The organism is Rhizobium sp. 32-5/1 (assembly GCF_029537235.1).
Lineage (GTDB): Bacteria > Pseudomonadota > Alphaproteobacteria > Rhizobiales > Rhizobiaceae > Pararhizobium.
Window position 1 is genome coordinate 1,690,092 of the sequence record NZ_CP120638.1, and the last position, 16,069, is coordinate 1,706,160.

Annotated in this window: 22 protein-coding genes; 6 read left to right on the forward strand and 16 right to left on the reverse strand. The window is 56.3% G+C overall.

The genetic code is table 11. From position 1 onward, the window contains the following. Positions 1–49 precede the first annotated feature (49 nt). Positions 50–355, reverse strand: coding sequence for a hypothetical protein (locus tag P6U16_RS08670; RefSeq protein WP_277703400.1), 306 nt, complete (start codon positions 353–355; stop codon positions 50–52). Positions 356–1,004: 649 nt separating this feature from the next. Here P6U16_RS08670 and P6U16_RS08680 point away from each other — a divergent pair. Both P6U16_RS08680 and P6U16_RS08685 read left to right on the forward strand, forming a co-directional pair. Beyond that, on the forward strand, positions 1,005–1,187 hold the full coding sequence (locus P6U16_RS08680) for a hypothetical protein (RefSeq protein WP_277703402.1): 183 nt from the start codon (positions 1,005–1,007) through the stop codon (positions 1,185–1,187). Beyond that, a complete protein-coding gene (locus P6U16_RS08685) occupies positions 1,180–1,503 on the forward strand; it encodes a hypothetical protein (protein WP_277703403.1) in 324 nt (107 codons plus the stop codon). Before P6U16_RS08680 ends, P6U16_RS08685 begins: the two co-directional genes overlap by 8 nt. A gap of 130 nt (positions 1,504–1,633) precedes the next feature. Here the strand turns inward: P6U16_RS08685 and P6U16_RS08690 are convergent, their stop codons facing one another. Next, positions 1,634–1,870, reverse strand: coding sequence for a hypothetical protein (locus P6U16_RS08690; protein WP_277703404.1), 237 nt, complete (start codon positions 1,868–1,870; stop codon positions 1,634–1,636). 418 nt (positions 1,871–2,288) lie between these two features. On the opposite strand from P6U16_RS08690, the gene P6U16_RS08695 reads away from it, so the two are divergent. After that, positions 2,289–2,474: a hypothetical protein gene (locus P6U16_RS08695; RefSeq protein WP_277703405.1), complete on the forward strand. Its 186-nt coding sequence runs from the start codon at positions 2,289–2,291 to the stop codon at positions 2,472–2,474. Between the two features lie 172 nt (positions 2,475–2,646). Here the strand turns inward: P6U16_RS08695 and P6U16_RS08700 are convergent, their stop codons facing one another. The 3 genes from P6U16_RS08700 to P6U16_RS08710 are packed head-to-tail and all read right to left on the reverse strand — an operon-like array spanning position 2,647 to position 3,783. After that, positions 2,647–3,483, reverse strand: a complete 837-nt coding sequence (locus tag P6U16_RS08700) for a GDSL-type esterase/lipase family protein (RefSeq protein WP_277703406.1) — start codon at positions 3,481–3,483, stop codon at positions 2,647–2,649. Then, positions 3,449–3,652 carry a hypothetical protein gene (locus P6U16_RS08705; protein ID WP_277703407.1) on the reverse strand — a complete coding sequence of 68 codons (204 nt, stop codon included), beginning with the start codon at positions 3,650–3,652 and terminating at the stop codon, positions 3,449–3,451. The genes P6U16_RS08700 and P6U16_RS08705 overlap by 35 nt, the downstream gene beginning before the upstream one ends. After that, positions 3,649–3,783 carry a hypothetical protein gene (locus P6U16_RS08710; RefSeq protein WP_277703408.1) on the reverse strand — a complete coding sequence of 45 codons (135 nt, stop codon included), beginning with the start codon at positions 3,781–3,783 and terminating at the stop codon, positions 3,649–3,651. The genes P6U16_RS08705 and P6U16_RS08710 overlap by 4 nt, the downstream gene beginning before the upstream one ends. A gap of 221 nt (positions 3,784–4,004) precedes the next feature. On the opposite strand from P6U16_RS08710, the gene P6U16_RS08715 reads away from it, so the two are divergent. Continuing rightward, positions 4,005–4,205 (forward strand): hypothetical protein, encoded by a 201-nt coding sequence (locus P6U16_RS08715; RefSeq protein WP_277703409.1) that lies wholly within the window; start codon positions 4,005–4,007, stop codon positions 4,203–4,205. Positions 4,206–6,107: 1,902 nt separating this feature from the next. Next, entirely contained in the window at positions 6,108–7,043 is a 936-nt protein-coding gene (locus P6U16_RS08720) for a DUF4238 domain-containing protein (RefSeq protein WP_277703410.1), read from the forward strand. 7 nt (positions 7,044–7,050) lie between these two features. Here the strand turns inward: P6U16_RS08720 and P6U16_RS08725 are convergent, their stop codons facing one another. The 10 genes from P6U16_RS08725 to P6U16_RS08770 all read right to left on the reverse strand — a co-directional run bounded on the left by P6U16_RS08725 (position 7,051) and on the right by P6U16_RS08770 (position 15,331). Then, the gene (locus P6U16_RS08725) at positions 7,051–7,353 is read right to left on the reverse strand and encodes a hypothetical protein (protein ID WP_277703411.1); all 303 of its coding nucleotides are present in this window, start codon (positions 7,351–7,353) and stop codon (positions 7,051–7,053) included. Beyond that, complete coding sequence (locus P6U16_RS08730; protein ID WP_277703412.1) at positions 7,350–7,790, reverse strand: DUF5681 domain-containing protein; 441 nt, start codon at positions 7,788–7,790, stop codon at positions 7,350–7,352. The genes P6U16_RS08725 and P6U16_RS08730 overlap by 4 nt, the downstream gene beginning before the upstream one ends. 43 nt (positions 7,791–7,833) lie before the next feature. Next, on the reverse strand, positions 7,834–9,252 hold the full coding sequence (locus P6U16_RS08735) for a cell wall hydrolase (RefSeq protein ID WP_277703413.1): 1,419 nt from the start codon (positions 9,250–9,252) through the stop codon (positions 7,834–7,836). Between the two features lie 9 nt (positions 9,253–9,261). Next, positions 9,262–11,118 (reverse strand): hypothetical protein, encoded by a 1,857-nt coding sequence (locus P6U16_RS08740; protein WP_277703414.1) that lies wholly within the window; start codon positions 11,116–11,118, stop codon positions 9,262–9,264. 113 nt (positions 11,119–11,231) lie between these two features. Then, complete coding sequence (locus tag P6U16_RS08745) at positions 11,232–12,290, reverse strand: hypothetical protein (protein WP_277703415.1); 1,059 nt, start codon at positions 12,288–12,290, stop codon at positions 11,232–11,234. After that, positions 12,290–13,336, reverse strand: a complete 1,047-nt coding sequence (locus P6U16_RS08750; RefSeq protein ID WP_277703416.1) for a hypothetical protein — start codon at positions 13,334–13,336, stop codon at positions 12,290–12,292. Before P6U16_RS08750 ends, P6U16_RS08745 begins: the two co-directional genes overlap by 1 nt. A gap of 14 nt (positions 13,337–13,350) precedes the next feature. Then, on the reverse strand, positions 13,351–13,563 hold the full coding sequence (locus P6U16_RS08755) for a hypothetical protein (RefSeq protein WP_277703417.1): 213 nt from the start codon (positions 13,561–13,563) through the stop codon (positions 13,351–13,353). 84 nt (positions 13,564–13,647) lie between these two features. Further along, the gene (locus P6U16_RS08760) at positions 13,648–13,938 is read right to left on the reverse strand and encodes a hypothetical protein (RefSeq protein ID WP_277703418.1); all 291 of its coding nucleotides are present in this window, start codon (positions 13,936–13,938) and stop codon (positions 13,648–13,650) included. A 258-nt stretch (positions 13,939–14,196) separates the two neighbouring features. Beyond that, on the reverse strand, positions 14,197–14,583 hold the full coding sequence (locus P6U16_RS08765; RefSeq protein ID WP_277703419.1) for a ribonuclease H: 387 nt from the start codon (positions 14,581–14,583) through the stop codon (positions 14,197–14,199). A gap of 340 nt (positions 14,584–14,923) precedes the next feature. Beyond that, complete coding sequence (locus P6U16_RS08770; RefSeq protein WP_277703420.1) at positions 14,924–15,331, reverse strand: hypothetical protein; 408 nt, start codon at positions 15,329–15,331, stop codon at positions 14,924–14,926. A gap of 276 nt (positions 15,332–15,607) precedes the next feature. Here P6U16_RS08770 and P6U16_RS28340 point away from each other — a divergent pair, with 276 nt between their 5' ends. Further along, a complete protein-coding gene (locus P6U16_RS28340; RefSeq protein WP_349017681.1) occupies positions 15,608–15,763 on the forward strand; it encodes a hypothetical protein in 156 nt (51 codons plus the stop codon). Between the two features lie 85 nt (positions 15,764–15,848). Here the strand turns inward: P6U16_RS28340 and P6U16_RS08780 are convergent, their stop codons facing one another. Beyond that, on the reverse strand, positions 15,849–16,061 hold the full coding sequence (locus P6U16_RS08780) for a hypothetical protein (RefSeq protein WP_277703422.1): 213 nt from the start codon (positions 16,059–16,061) through the stop codon (positions 15,849–15,851). Positions 16,062–16,069: the final 8 nt, after the last annotated feature.

A 16,069-nucleotide genomic window follows, 5' to 3' on the forward strand; every position in this document is an offset into this window, starting at 1 on the left:
AAGGAAAGGATTTTGTCTTCCGTCTTTGGCTCTAGTGTTCGTTGCGGCATTATGCGTACTCCCGCTCTATGGCTCGTAGTTCTGCAGACAGGGCGCTACGCTCGCGTGCGATGCTGTAGCGGAAGGATTTGTAATCGAGTGTCTGAATGGTGCTTCGAAGGGCGGCCACCCGTGCGGCGATGGCTGCGGGCAGCTGAGCTTTTACAAGGGCTTCTTTCGCCCGACGCCATTCAACCTTCAGGCAGTCGCCGAACCGTACAACGGTGCCAGCGAGAAAGGGGTTGCCTGCGACATAAGCCTGAGCCTTGCGGAAGTGCGTCCAAGCGCCTTTCATGATTTCCGAGCGATTGAACATTTCATTTGCATCCTCAGGACGTTTAAATTATTCCTAGAGAATAAATTTCAAGTCTTGGGGTGTCAATACCCTAGAGATATTTTTTTATCCCTGAGGAATAATATGCTGAGTGCAGAGCAGATACGGGCAGCCAGAGCAATCCTCCGCATGGAGCAGAAAGAGCTTGCTGAGCGGTCGGGCGTGTCGCTTCCATCCATCAAACGACTTGAACAAATGTCGGGCGACTTGACCGCTACACGAGTGAGCACCGTTGAGGCCATAAGGGTGACGTTAGAGGCGGCTGGGGTTCAGTTCATACCCGAAAACGGCGGTGGCGCTGGCGTGAGATTAGCTAAGCCGAAAGCGCAATCATAACGATGAATTCGGTCGCTCGGTGGAGGAGTCGATGGCAGAGAAAGTGAAATCCGATAGGCTTCTGAAGCTCAAGGACGTTAAAGACCGGACCGCTTTGGGGAGTTCTTCTATTTACCGCCGTATAGCGGCTGGGACATTTCCCAGGCCTCGCCAACTGAGTCCAGCGTGCGTCCGATGGATGGAATCGGAAATCGACTACTGGATAACAACGCTGCCACCGACTGGTGCGCCAGAGCCCCTGCCTTGACTCCCACGTGCATCCTGTCACGTTGCACGGATGGCGATGGGAGGATGAATGTCAGCTTTTATTTTAATCCTTGGTATTTTGCAGATGCTCGGAGTCATTGCTGTAGCGCTTGGGGCCAAGTCGGCAATTCATGAGATCCTTGCTTGTGCATTCGGGCTAGGTGCGATCACTTTCGCGCTGGCGATCATCACTGCGAAGGTCGACGATGCACTGAAAGCAAGAAATGCGTGAGGGAGCAGAATTGGAGGATTATGCGCAGAAACTTCGTTTTTCGATCAAGGCCGCTTATGAATATCTGGAAGCTGCCTTAGATGTCGACGAAGACATCATCTGCACATTTTATGCGTCAGGCAGTGAGTTTAGCCTGTATCTCGGGGCCGTTGGTTCCTCATCCGCTGGATACCTTCAGGTCACTGGTAGGAGTATCGAGAGCTACGCCCACGTGATTTTTATTGTCCCCGCAGATCACACAACATTCAAATTCGAGGTTACCCCACTTAAACACTCTTCAAGGTTGGGTTTTTCTGGTGGCCCTGACGGCTCCTAATCCGCCTTCCCGAACCACCCGTCGAATATCTCGGGCGAGACGTTCACAGATGTGCCACCGGCTCCACCATCTCCGGCGGTGACGATCGACAACATGTGGCGCTTCAAACCATTTTTCAGCCGCAGACTGATCAATGCCGGGAGAAAGATTTGGCTTCGTTGCGGGCGTGCCAGATGGCCTCCGTATGATTGACAACATCACAGAAGAGCACCTTCCGTGGCGAGGTAGCGAGGTAAAACTCTCTCGACTTGGAGCCGCGCCGCTTCAAGAGGCTGGCAAAAAGATTGCCTGGTAGGGACAACCATTCCATCTCCAACAGCTGCCCAAACCTGCTTATCGCAAAGACCGGGGAGCCCAGCGTTTCCATGAACTAAGCCTCCACCGCGCACGCAGCAATCGACCATTTTGGCACTTTGCAGATAGTTTGGCGCGATATTGAAAGCGAGCGAAGTTTCACTCACCTAAGATCATCTGGCTTCCGAACTTCGAAAGAGGAAGCAGGCCGTCGTCTCCGAATTTGGAAGCAGGAGGCGGCGGCCCCCTCGGAGCGCCTCGTTAGCCCGCCCCAGATGCGTAAACATCAATCGGGCAGACCGCATGTTATCTCTGCTCCCGCTGTACCGACTGTAATCGATGGTCCCGTTCTGCAAGGAACTTGGACGCGGGGTGTCCCGTTACTGGTGCAAGGAACATCTGCCGTCCGATTACTGGGAAGGAACAGACCGTGGCGCACATCGCGTGGAAAATTAGATATCCCGGACGACAGAACATTCAGAAGGTGACAAATGATCGCCGAGATGGTCGACGTATTACGCATCTTGGATCTTGAAGGCGTAGCGCCGGCCGAGTTTGTCACAATCGAAGTCGAAGTGTCGGAGCATGGCACGTATATCCACAATCAGGGCGGGGATGATGAGTGGTCGTTGACGTGGACCAAGGTCGATGACGCTTCGGCAGACGCGGAACATTAGCCGCGGCTTCATAATTCTCCCGCAAAGGAAAGCCCTATGAACTTTGAGGCCCAAAACATCCAGTTGGCGACCCGACCCAGCCCCGGCAGCCGAAAGGATGGCGGGATTTCTTGTTTCAGGAAATCGACATCAACCCACTATCTGTGGACGATAATTTCGCCCTGCCGAGTTATCAGTTCTTCTGGGTGAGTGCCGGATTTAAACGATCCTTATCAAACAGCTCGATGCTCGTCTGCCGAAGAGCTTGCCGCAGTATCCCATATCCGTCTGCCTGAAGGTGAAGTAGATCAGGCCGGAACATTGAGCAGTTGCGAGAATTCCAAGAGCAGCTAATTTTGCCCTCGTCGACTTCAACGAAAGCGGCGGTCCCGCTGCCTGCGAAACGCTTGGCAAGATAGTTGTTCACTTCCCGTCTTTCCTGGCTTCGGAATTCAAAATGCTCCCCTCGAGGCAGTAGCTGCACTACGAAAGTAAAAGCCTCGGGCCATTGGTACCCGATTTCCTCGACTACAGCCTCGATGCCTCCACTAACCCCGCATGGCGTCGCGGATTTGTCAGCAAGATTATTGGTGCCGATAAGGACCACGATCTCGCGTGGCGAAACCTTGGGCTTCATATTTCTCAATCGCCAGAGTACCTCCTGAGTTTTATCGCCGCCAACTCCGAAGTTGTGTACCGCCCTTCCGGGGAAGTCTCTGCTGACATGCGGTTGCCACTGTTGAACAAGAGAATCCCCAACCAGTAGCAGGTCCGGGTTCGGGCCCTGCACTTTACGAACGTCTATTGCTCGCTTTAGTCGCCCAGGCGATTGCTCGATGACTGGCGTTGTTGAAACCCGTATCTGGACCGGGTCGCATTCTCCCTCAGCCGCGGCAAGCGTGTTCAATAGGCACATCAGCACTACTGAATAACAAAGAGCTTTCCGCATTTCCGTTCCTAAAAAAATCGCAAGACGGCTAAATGGAGAGACGGTTTTAAGCGCCCGGTCCGCCAAACCCTTCCAAGCCATCAAGCCGGTTAACCGCAACCCCGAGGGTCCTGACGGCCTCCATCGTTATCGCAAGGCTTTCCATGACAAGCCAAAGATCACGGTCCTGATCCGGATGGTTCAATGCTGGGGCTCGATTGTACAAGAGTTCACTGTGAGTTTTCAGCTGCGCAATGATATCTTCGTTCATTCAAAACTCCCTGGGTTGTTATGCCGGTCCTGAAAAACGCCCGGCACGAGAAGTTCGCTTAGGCGCTCGCCAAAGGCAACGCAGCCAGCGAGAATAATCATTATCGCTGCTTTGTCGGCCTGCTTTTTCACCTGGCTTGATCGGCTCCTGCGGGTTCTTGTTCTCGATGTGCCCCGGCTAGCGCCGGCCGAGTTTGTCATCATGGAGGTCGAGGCATCCGAGTATTGCAAACACGTCTACAACGAATGCGGCGCCGATGAATGGTCGCTGACCTGGACGAAGGTTGATGAGCCGATCAGCGGAGCGGAACATTAGGCCCAGAAGCGCAGTTCTCCGGCAAAGGAGAAATCTGATGGATATTGCAACTCCTAAGCGCTCGATTGACGACGATCACTACAATGCGGGTCTGCAGGAAGCGCTGGACTATCCCGTCCTCGATTTGCTCGACCAGGTCAGCGCGGCCGGGTGGAGCAAGCGGGAAGCGTTCAAGGCTCTTGCGGAGGTGATCCACAACCAGCCGTTGGCGCCGATCGCCTCGTCGAGGCTTTCATAGACGGACGCGATGTTGGGCCGCAGCCTCAGCCCACACGCTACCTATTCGCAAGCATGGCACAACAGGGCCCACGAAAAATAAAAGCGAAGATACACTTAGCGTAACTACGCGCTGGCTCCCTGCCGATTTAACCCGAATCCCCGGACTAACGCTACACTAATACACTCCGTATCGAACAATTGTATCCAGTCAAAGATAAGTCGGAGATTGGCGAAAATATTAGCGTACAGATCTCGCTTTCAGAGCCCTAGCGATCTGCTGCACGCTCTCTTGGGTTACTACGCTGCGCGCTTTGTCCTTGCCGTCCTTATCTTGCGCAACCGACATGAAAGAAAGTTTAGTCCCGTTCGGAACGGGTATAATGTCGGACACCTTTGAGGCGTCTACCAGGATCTGTTCACCTCTGGTATTGGTTAAGAATAGCCACATACTCAAAACTCCACTTTGGGCCAGTAATAGATTTATTATTACGTGCACTCTGCTTTGCGTCAACACTTTCTCAACTATGTGGTTAAAGTGCGTAGCGAGTGTCACAACCAAAAACAAAAAAGCCCCGCTCGCCGGTGAGGCAAGCGGGGCTTGGGTAGGCGAGTGTGGGTGGTTACAGTTGATCAAGGGGCGTGGGGGTGTCACGCTGATGTCACGCTCTGGGATTCGCAACTTTAAAAAACCCGTGCTAATTCAGAGGTGTTTAGAGGCGATCCCTTTTTCAGGTGCCCGCCCCGCAGGCGATATTTCATTACGATAGCCCCGATCTGTCTGACCGCAGATCGGGGCTTTTTATAATGAAAGGGCGGTGGGCCGGCTAAACAAGCCCGATGACCACGATGGCCACACTCGCATCAGCAATGTTGCCGCGATCGAGACTTCGGAGAACCCAGCCGATCGCTTGGTCGCGGCTTTTGTCGACGGACGCGACGTAGGCCCATAACCAAAAAGGAAAGAGGGCTCCGCATCTCTCACAACCCGAAGCCCTCGATACCGAGCGGTCTGATGGTTAGTCCGGGCTCGAAACAAAGATTTCATCACATGGCTGGCCAAGGGTCAATCGGGTGTAGCTACCGCCTTTTGATTGTGGGCGCGCTAGCAAGCGCCAAAATTGGACCTATCGCGGACATTCACCGAACTTACAGAGAACACACCAAACGCACGGGACGAAAATGCCCCGCTCGCCAGTTAAGGCAAGCGAGGCATTGTCAGGTTCGTCGCGGTGGCGGAAGAGCCTGATTCGCGGGAAAAGCCCCATACACTTGATCTAGGGGTGGGTTCACAGACTGGTAACCTTAGTCTCTGAATCTACAATTCGGCGTTGCAAACTCTCTGAAATCACCAGATCAATCGCCCGCGATCAGGGATATTCAGATGATCATTTTTAAAACCATTAATTTTGAATACAAAATTGAAATCCGCCAGACATGGTTCGGTAAATGGACGTACGTGATACACCTCGATGAATTCCGCAGCAGAACGAGCCGGAACTTCCCAACACGGGAGTGTGCCTTAGCTGATGCCGAGCGGCTGCTCCACCTCATGTCCTAGACGAGATTGATCAAGGGCGATGAGATCAGCGGGGGCGTGACCGGCCCCACCCGCCGCTAGGGCGGCACTGCCGAGGGAAAAGAAAACAGGGGAGGTTCACTGTCACTGAGTAATCAGCATTGAGTGAGCGAAAAACTACCACAAGCACCACAAGTGCCACGGCCGTTGAAATCGCTGTATTTTTTGATGGCATTAAGTTGCGTGATGGCAGTTGCGGCAAGGTGGGCTACAGGGGTTTGAAACACGGCCAAGGCCGATAGTGAGCAGAGATATGGCACGAAAGCGACGCAACCACTTTATTCCGCGAATGCTTCTGAAGAGATTTGCATCAAGGGTTTCGGCTAATGGAGAAAAACAGTTCATTTGGCGATACGAATTAGACAAGCCCCGATTGAGCTTTCGACCAAGGATGCTGCTGTAGCCAAGGACTTCTATGGCGAAAACGATGATGTGCTGGAGAACAGCTTTATATCATTGGAAGGCGCGCATTCTTCGGCCCTCCGGGAGATCGAAAACGGCACCTTTAACTTCACCAATCGTCACGCTCTCCTGGCAGACATGGTGTGGCTATTCGCGTTAAGGACCGAGGCGAACAGATCCATGCTGGAAGTTACGATTAAATCGGCCCTGAGTGAAACATCACGGCAGATTAAGGCGGGGAAAGCCAAGACCTATTTAAAGAGGAATATGGAAACTGCGTGGGAACAGCGCCTTAGCGAGCTTCCCGAGCACCAGAGATATTTGTTGTCACTGCCTCAGATGCAACCACACCTGAGAGCACAGAAGAAAGAGTTCCTTCAGGGAGCGGGTGAAATATTTGGCTCGTTGGTAAACCATCTCTTGCATGATCCGGGAATGCCGAAACTGTTCAAGGACTCGCAGAACGAAGGATTGAGTGGCCACATTGCCGCTGGCGCAAAATGCCCCGCGTCAAAAGTGCCTTTGTCGTGGACAGTCGTCAAAAGTGAGAATTTGGAATTCCTTCTCGGCGATACCTGCGTGTTCGGTTTGGACCAAAAAGGTCGACCGACGCCGCTTGTCGGGGGTGAGAAACTCACCCAAGTCTACTTTCCGATTAGTCCATACACCGCTTTGGTCGGCTTCTATGGTGAAGTGCTACCAGCCCTAAGCGTGGAAATGATCAGGCAATATTCCATTGCTTTCTCGACGAGATACGTTTTTTCAAGACAAAGCACCGCTGAGATGACCACGATGGCCGGAAAGCTTATCGGATCTCAGGCAACTATAATAAAAGCAGGCGACGAAAAAACCATCGTAAGCGAGATGTGGCGTCGGTAGATCATGCTCACTTTGACCTTGTCTTGCCATCGACTGCGGCTAGGAGGGCAGCTACATGCTCCCGCTCGATCGCAGCCATTTCCGGATCCCGCCTCGGCGTCGTCTTCGCTCCATCCGGGCGGCAGATCAGCCTAATGATGAGAAGGTCCTTGCTGTCAGGACTGGTATCCAGTCCCATCTCAGCCGCCTGACGATAGATCTCCTCCTCTTCCCCCTGGTTTCCCACGATCCGAACTATTCGCGGGTTTGCCTTCGCTGGAGCAACACTCGCTTCCAGCTTCGTCAGACGTGTGTGCAGGAGATTGGTCATTTCGTTGACATCCTTTCCTCAAGCGCTGCGATGCGGGCCGCCAAGTCGTGCGTTTCGATAGCCTTTCGGTGAGCCTCAACCAAGGTGACCACGGCTGCGCCTTCATCCGGCGAGAGTTCCCCATCGGCCACCTGTCTGGTTATGGCAGCAACGGCGCCCGGCAGATCATCGGCCGTCGTGACCGTCGGAAGATCGAACGGAACGCGCGCGCCCTTTCGAATGGGCCAGACACGATCGAGGATTGTCCTGGCTGCTGTGCTGTCGCCTTCCTTGGCCTTCTCAACCATTGCCAGAACAATCGCCTCCGCTTCCCCTTCGCCCAGAACGTCGAGAGCTAGAAGCACCTTTGATCGTGAGCCAGCGGTTCGACCGTTGGGGTTCCCGGATTGGCCGGGCTTGAAACGCGTATCCCGCGGCGTTTCTTTTTCAGTCGTCATATCCTGCTTTTCCCCTGCATTGGCAGGCGCTTGCGCATCTAACTTAGTACAAACCCACGCTTCCGGTTCTTACGGCCTTGTCGTATTGACGAGAGGACTCACGCACCGACCGGCCATAGTCGTTCTCCTTGCCGTCTCCCTGCGATTTAGAGTTGGGAGCCTGCGGATAGCCTGTAAGTTGCGTATTCAGCTTGCCGTTCATCAGCGATTTACCGAGGGCAGCGCCAAGAAGACCGCCGATAGGACCGCCCACGAGGCTACCGAGAAGCCCGCCACCAACGCCGCCAAGAGCGCCCTTTGCGAAGTTTCCGAGGCGTGGGCCTATGTTGCGGTTGAATGGCTGCTGAGACAGGGAAGCCCGCTGCGCATCCACCATCTGCTGTTCCTGGGCAGAGAGAAGGCCGCCGACGCCGGCCGGACCCGCCACGGAAGCGGTCTGTTCATAGCTTGGCTGCATCTCTTGCGGCTGCGCCTGAGGCTGCTGGACGGGCTGTTGCGATGGCTGCTGGTATGCGGGCCTGTCGGCCATTGGGTTTACCCCGGCGGCAAGTTGCTTTTTCTGCGCGTTGAGGCCATCGATCAGGCCTTGGTGGGCAACATCCTGGGAGAGCAGACCCGCTGGGGTTTCCTGCTGTGGAAGTCTGCCTGTCTTTTGGAGGACGCCACCGCCCGTCATTTGCTGTTTCTGCGCATTGAGAGAGTCAATCATGCGCTGATGGGCAACGTCCTGAGACAGCAAGCCGGATGCTGAGGGCTGCGTAAAGTTGGCAACCGCCGTTCCATTCGCAGCCGCCGGGCGCATTGCGTTCATACTGCCAAGCAATCCCATCTGTTGCGCGGGCTCTTGCTGACGAAGGGTATCGAGGGAGACTTGCGGCTCGGGGCGATAATAGGAGGTTGTCTTAACGGACCGCGTTGGAACGCTGAATTGGGGCGCTGGCTGCTCTTCCTGAACGGGGGAACAGGCTTCTAATAACCCCATGCGCTGGCTGACCGTAGCTGGCTGTTCGCTTGGGGAAAGAAGACCTGCGATGGCTTGCGTAGCGGTCTCAGCCTGCCGAGGCTGGCGGTACCCAAGAGACGTGCCGATTGCCCGATTTTGGGGATCGGAATAGTAGATGTGGCCTGTGGTCGCCGTTTCCCGCTTCAACCCTCTAGGCAGGTTCCCAGACGCTGACGGGGTGGCATAAAAGGTGCCGTTGTGGATCGGGCCATTTGCCGCAACGTCATCGAGGGCCCGTTGGGCCATGCTGCGGTATGCGCCGACCCCTGCAGGCAGTCTTTTGCCGTAGGCGTTGAACTCTCGTCTATTTGAAACAACCTGTTCCGGCGTGACACCCAATGACCGTGCCCGGTTGGCGATGACTGAGGCGATAGCCTTCATGTCGGCGTAGCGTTTGGTCGGAGACCCGGACACGGCCTCTCCGAGGATAACATCAACTAGCGTGAGAGCCTTGGACATGGTCGCTCCTTATCTCGCCGGGACCGGCACGGTGATTTCAAGGGGCCGTTTCGTGTCGCCGTTACTGGAACCCTGGCTCACTGCGACCGAGGGGACTATCGAGCGGCGATAGACCCTCGCCAGCATGTCCCCGACCGACTTTGCTGTACGCGGCTGGTACTTCGACAAGAGCAGTCGTGCGCGGCCTGGGTTCAACATCGCATCGGCAACGAGGTCGTTGACGCTTTCAATGCCGAACTCACGCAGTGCGCCGGCCGTCTTGGCTCCCAAAACACCCACGATGCCGCCACCGATGCCACCCGATGCAAAGCCGCCCGTCGCTGCGGTCGCCATGAGGATGCGGCCAAGTATCGTCGTTGGAGCGTCGCCCTCTCTGACCTTCTGCCAGTCCTGCGCCGTGTTCGAGCCACCGGGCAGTTTGACGGCTGTAAGCGACCGATTGGCGCGCTGAATATCACTGGCGACCGAGGTCATGAGTTTGATCTCATCATCCGAGAAACCAGCCAGACGAAGCGCAGGTTTGTTTTCTTTCATGAAGGTCTGGAACTGGTCCGCCTTGATCGTAGCCTGTCCTGTCGTGGCAGCTTCCGTGTTGCCGACGAAACGGCTAATGACGTGATCGACCACGGCTTTCCGAAGACCCTGTTTAGCCTCCGGGTCACCGGCGACGACAGACGCAAGCCGTCCCATCTGGTTGTTGCGGTCCTGAAGCTGGAAGATGCTGCCGATAGCCCGTGTGACGTCGCCGGGGTCGGACAGGTTCATCATTTGCCCCAAGCGGGAGCGGCGGGCCTGATCAACAACAGCTTTCTGCTGGGATGCGACTTCCGCCATGGTGCGTCCAGCCGTCGTGGCGTCCGCCAGGCGTCGGTCGAGTTGGGGGAGGGCTTTGAGCGCATCGGAATGGGCACGACGCCAGCTTTCCAGCTTTGCGGGGTCTAGCGTGCCGTCATCACGCAAGGCAGCCTTACGCACCCTATCAACGGCGAATTCTTCAATCTGCCGCATAGCATCGCGGTCACCAACGGCAGCGCGGAATTTACCGATAGCCTCGGCGCTGCCGGCACGCGAGGAGAAGATACGCTGCGGAACTGACGCTGACGCCATGTCATAGGGTGACACAGTGGAAGGGCGGCGGCGGATAGGCGAGAGAGTCTTGTTGTCGAAGGCTTCAAGGCGGCTGCGGGTAGCAAGCTGGGCAGCCGTCAGGCGCTCGGCAGCTCCGGCGTCGAAGTTTGCTTCAGGAAGTGCTGTCTGTACTCCCGAACGGCCCGCAGGACGTCCAGCTTGCCTTCCTGTCTGGCCTGCTGTTCTGCCTTGGCTAGGAACGGCAAAATCTCCACCTTGTCCAAACGGGACAGAGCGTGTTCCATCGTTCGCAAGCGCTGTGCTTCCTTGTCGTTCATCTACCCAGCCGTCAACCATCCGCTGCATATTGGCAAGGAGGGTCTGCTCGAAATCCATGTCGCCACGCGCAACGGCTTCCACCTGCTGCTGAATTTTGCCGGAAACAGCGGCCTCAATATCAGCGTAGAGGGCGGAGTTGAGTTGCGAAAGGCGACGATAGGCGGCGCTCTCGCCATTGGCAAGACGCTCTGTCCGCAGCTCCGTTTTGACGCGGCTCTGCAGGGCGGTGATTTCGGAGAAAGGCGCGACATCGCCAAGCTGACCCGAGACCTGATAGATCGCGGCCTCTTCACCAGTGGGCGGCTTGGCCGTCTTCGGCATGTCTGCAAGGATATCGGCAACCTGCTTACGCGCGTTGGCTGCAGGGAGGGCAAGGGAGCCGTCCGGATCAACCGCGCTCCACAACTGGCGCTCGGTCTCCTTTGCCGCCTTGCGGGCTTCCTCAAGGCTGGTGCGCATGTCGTCACCAACCACTTCGGGTGATGCGCCACGACCGACTGCCTCGGTGCTCTGCCGGGCTCTGGAAGTGGCAGCCTCGAATGCCTGTTCGGCGCGCTGCTCGACGGCCTGGATTACGGCACGGGCGGACTGCGCAACTTTTCCGGTGCGCCTTCAGCCTGGACGCCACCAAGAGCCGATACACGGGCGTTGTTCTGATCAGCGCGACGCTGATTGAAGATTTCCGGCCTGCGAGTTTGGGCTCCTCTTTCAAGGCCGCCCAAGCCCATATCGCCCGTGAGCTGGAACGTGGTTGGCGATGAACCGCTAACGAGGTCGGCGGGCAGGTCTTCCAAGGCCATGCGCACGGCTTGCGGATCGGTCGCATTGTCGCGAATTTGGGCGGCGGCAAGGCTTTCGCGTCCGGACTTGGTCAAAGGGGCAGCAAACTCGCCCACAGCCCGTCCAGCAGCGCGAGCGAACTGCGGAGTGGTCGCAGCAAGTGCGCCTGCGAAACCGCCACCCATGCCGCCCGCAATGCCCGCAATTGGCTTCCATTCTTCTGGTACAGCTTCCATCGCAGCGGAGGCACCAATGCCAGATGCGCCCCCGACGACAGCGTTCCCAGCAACTTGCCCAACGCTTGCACCAGTCCCAAACAGACGCCCGCCAATCTCAGCAAACCGGGGAGACATCGCCCCCGCACGGGCCAGACCCGAAAATGCGGCTTCCGGCGCGACAGCGTAGCCGACGCCTTCACCCATTCCACGCGCGATCCGCTCGCCAGTCGTTGCGGCCATGATATCTTTCGGCTCCGGAACGCCAACGGCTCCGAACATTCCGGAGATCGACTCCGAACCGCCGAAACTATCGGACGGGATGGGCGAAATGTCGGTGCCTGCCACGGCGTTGATGCCGCGTGCACCGAGATTAATCGCTCCGCGTGCCAGATCGACGGGCGCACCAAGTGTGGAGTAGATCGCGTTGTTCAAGCCAGCAGTAGCGTTGAGAGCGAGGCCATCGCCTCCGGGTACCTGTTCGGTCCCATTTCCGGATCGAAGCCCGATTTTGGAGCGAAACTCGTCTTCCGGCATGTCGGAGTAGAACTTGGCATGCAGTGCCCCCGCAAGAGCTTCATCGCTCATGTCTTCGTATTGCGGGTACTGCTGACGGATTTCTGCGAGAGAGGCCATTAGCGAATTCCCAGAGGATCAGCCCCGGAGGGCGCTGCGCGGTTGCCGCCTGCCTGTGCCTGTAGTTTAGCAGCGCCTGCTTGGACGGCATCATTGAACTCTCTAAGCGCTTCCTTAAAATCGGTTTCATTCTGTGCCTCGTTCATGCGGACGATTGCCGCTTCGGCCTTCTTGCCTTCAAAGTCGGTGATAGCACCGCCACCCTTGAGCATCTGCCGGGCCTCCAAAAATGCATCGCCTTTAAGCTGATCAATTTTGCTTTGCACACGAGCGCCATCAGCCGAATAAGTCGGAATACGAGAATCAAAAGGCCCGATCATCCTATCGAGATATGGATCTTCGATCAGGCTGGTAACCTTTTTGGCAATACTTGCCGCCGACGCCTTCGCCCCCGGCAGTGCCGTGGTTGCCTCTGCCTGCGATGCGCCCATGTCAGTCTGAAATTTCGCCCCGGCCAGATCTTTCGGAATTTGCCCGATAGGCTGACGTGTAATTGGGTCGAGAAGAACAAAATGCGTCCCTGCATCAAACTTGATCGGCTCCTTCGAAAGAGTAATTCCGTCAGGAAGCGCCGTCTGCTTCGATGTGCCGCCCTTGCTCAATTGCAGGATGACCGGGTTTCCCTGGGCATCGACACCGTATTGAGGATTGAGACCGTATTCCGAATCGTTCCCAGCGCCGGCAGGTTTCGCCGCCTGGCCGAGAGGGTTGAACGTGCCCGCATTGTTGTCGGCAAAACCATAAGTGCCGTCCGGGAGTGTCTGGAAGGATCGGTTCGGCTTTGCTGGCTTCTGTGCCTCCAAGTGCGTTTTGTAGGCCTCAAGGGGAGATAGAGCACCAGCCTCGACAGCCTGCGCCAGCTCGGGGTTCATCTGTTTCAAGAAGTTGAGGGTCCTGTTTTTGCTCCGACCCTGGGCAAACCCCTGCAACCCCATCGCTGCCTGTTCGCTGGCATTCCTCCCGCCGATAAGCCCGATGCCAGTCTGAAGCAACGTGTCGGAATTGTTTTGCAGGAAGCCGCCAAACTTGCCGTCGAAAAGTCCCATCACCATATCCCTCGTTATCGTGCCGCGTTCACGTCGCCAGGACTAAACAGCCCGGAAAAATGTCGGCCCGACGCCTGAAGCTTTTCAGCGGCAGCACGTAAGACAAACTCGTGGGTGGATATGCCGGAGCGGTTCGCCGCATCATCGAGAGCGTCACGAAATGTTGTTGTCACCCGGCTTGTGCCCAGGGCCAATGTCGCGGGCCGATCTGCTGTTTTCTGAAGCATGGAAATATCTCCTTTCTGCCAGGAATCTGACACGTTTCCAGTGGCTTGGGTATTGTGCAAACCTAAGCAAACTTGTGGTTCTGTTTAGAAATCGGTCGGTTTTTTTATGCCCATGACGCGATAGGCGTTGACGACGCGGGGGTGCTCGTAATCTCCTGCCCGTATTGCCTCTAGCGCCTCGGGATCACCATTTTTGGCGAAGAAGAGCGCAACCTTGTTCATGAAGATTTTTGCACCGGCATTTGACCGGATGAATATCCGATATTGAGCATCGAGGCGCTTCAGGGTATCGCGGGAAATCCCATGGGTCGATATGGCGCCGGGGATATCGATCGCTTCCGCTGCTGAGAAGATTGGGACGGGAACCAATGTCATTGGCATCCCCCTTACCGGTGAGGTCTATGACAGGGAGGCCGTATGCCTGGCCGATTTCCCGTGCCTCGTGGAGCGCCTTGATCATATCTTCACCGTCCCAGATACTCTGGCGGTTGCCGACGTTATCTACGACCTCCACTAAGACTCTAGCCCTTTCTTTGTAGATTGGCACAAGATCATATTTCCCGGTTTTGTCGGTTCGAAAGATGGCGTCCATGATGCCGATCAGGACCTCAACGCGGTCGAAAGAATGAGCGCTCATGAGCTGATACCTCGCTGCTCATAGATAGCAACTGATGCAAGACGATCGGCACGCTCGTTGCCTGTGATGCCGGAATGACCGCGTATCCAGTTCAAACGAATAGGGTAGGCTGTTAAAGCCTCGTCCAGGCTCTTCCACAGATCGGCGTTTGGGATTTCCGTCGCGCCTTTACGCCAACCCTTCGCCTTCCATCCCTTTCGCCATTCGTTGCAGCCATTGACGGCGTAGGAGCTATCAGAGTGCAGGTTGGCGCGTGACAGGTCGGGGCGAGAGACCAGCCAACCGAGTGCGGCGAGAACCGCGCCCAGCTCCATGCGGTTATTCGTGGTACGCCGGTGAAAACCAGTCTCAGAGTAGACCTCGTGGCCTTCGACATAGACCACGAACGACCACCCGCCGGGCCCAGGGTTCGGATAACATGCGCCATCGGTGAAGACGTGAATGCCATTTGCGAATTGCTTGTCGAGCGAAGATTGCCGCTTTCCCTGCTGTGGAGGGGTTCTCGGGTTTTCCGATTTCTCCCTCTCAAAAGCCCATCGGACTTTACCGCTCGGCAAAGAGTTTCGGTTCTTCGCACGATCACTTTTTCGGCTTTCGAAAAGAGGGCTCTCAGGTTTTGTCTCTGTCTGGTTTTGGTCTCGGTCTCCTCTCCGGTCTGGTCTCCTGTCTCGGTCTCCTGTCTCTTGTATATCGATAGGGTCTCGATACGGTCTCGATACGGTATCATTGGCCTCTCCTATTCAGGTAAGAGGATTCAGCTAGCCGGCTGCCTACAGCGTGCAACTGCGGCTTCTCCGGCTTGGGAGGGCGAGATGCTCTGATCTCCTCAGATTTGAGGAAATCCTCTTCGGCCACCTCTCGGATAACATCGCTTTCGAGTGCAGAAATTCGCCGCTCCACGGCCTGAGCGTGCTTCGGGTTCATCGCAGGATTGGTTTCAAACCAGCCGGTTATGAAAATCTCGCTCGTCTCGATATCGAAGACGATCAGCCCGGCATCGACCACAGCAGCGCGGGCCTTCTCGTATCGGCCGGCATCCCAACCAAGATCCGAAGCGGCATAGCCATCGGGCAAACGATAGCAACCCGCGCTGTTCTGGTGCTCGCAAGTGACGAAATAGAGCATCGCCAATTTTGCGTCCGACGATTCAAGCCGGCAGAACCGCCTATCACGCCAGAAAAGGGGGAGACCTTTGAGAAGTCTCTCATGGGCCGGCCCTCCGTTGATCACGCAGATGTTGGGCCAAGGCGCACGCGTCACAGGCTTCCTTTATGGAAAGAGTAAACATGCGCTGCAGGGTCGGAACCACCCTAGCGGGTGGCTCCTGCTGACCAGCGAGCCATTCAGCGGCTTGCTGGATTGTTTTGGTCGTTGCGGGGGCATTTGGGATCATTCGGCGCCCCCGTCGTGCAACTTCAGGCCGCGATGCTCTTCCTTGTGATGCGGGCGGCAAAGCCAGCGAACGTCCATGGGACGGTCATAGTCGTCGTGATGCGCCTCGCTGTGCTCGCAGCCGCAACGTTCGCACGGCTGCTTCTCGACAAGGCCGCGCCGCAAAGCTGACCGCAGGGCCATATGAGCCCAGCGGGCTTGTGGGTTGGCTTTCCCCACTTCTCTTGCCGGGTGATCTTCTTTTCGGGTTCAGCAATCATACCGAACCGCCAATCCCTGCGAGATTGCAGATGGTTATCGCGTGATAATACGAAACGCGGAAGCGGCGCATGATAGTGCGAGCTGCCAGTTTTTCCGATTGAAGTTCAGGGTGGATTTCGATAAGCTTCTGAGTATCGACGGACCTGCCAAGATCATCGATTTTCAGAGCCCTGCCGCTACCTGCGGCGGGGTTTTTCATTTGGGTCATGTTCGCAC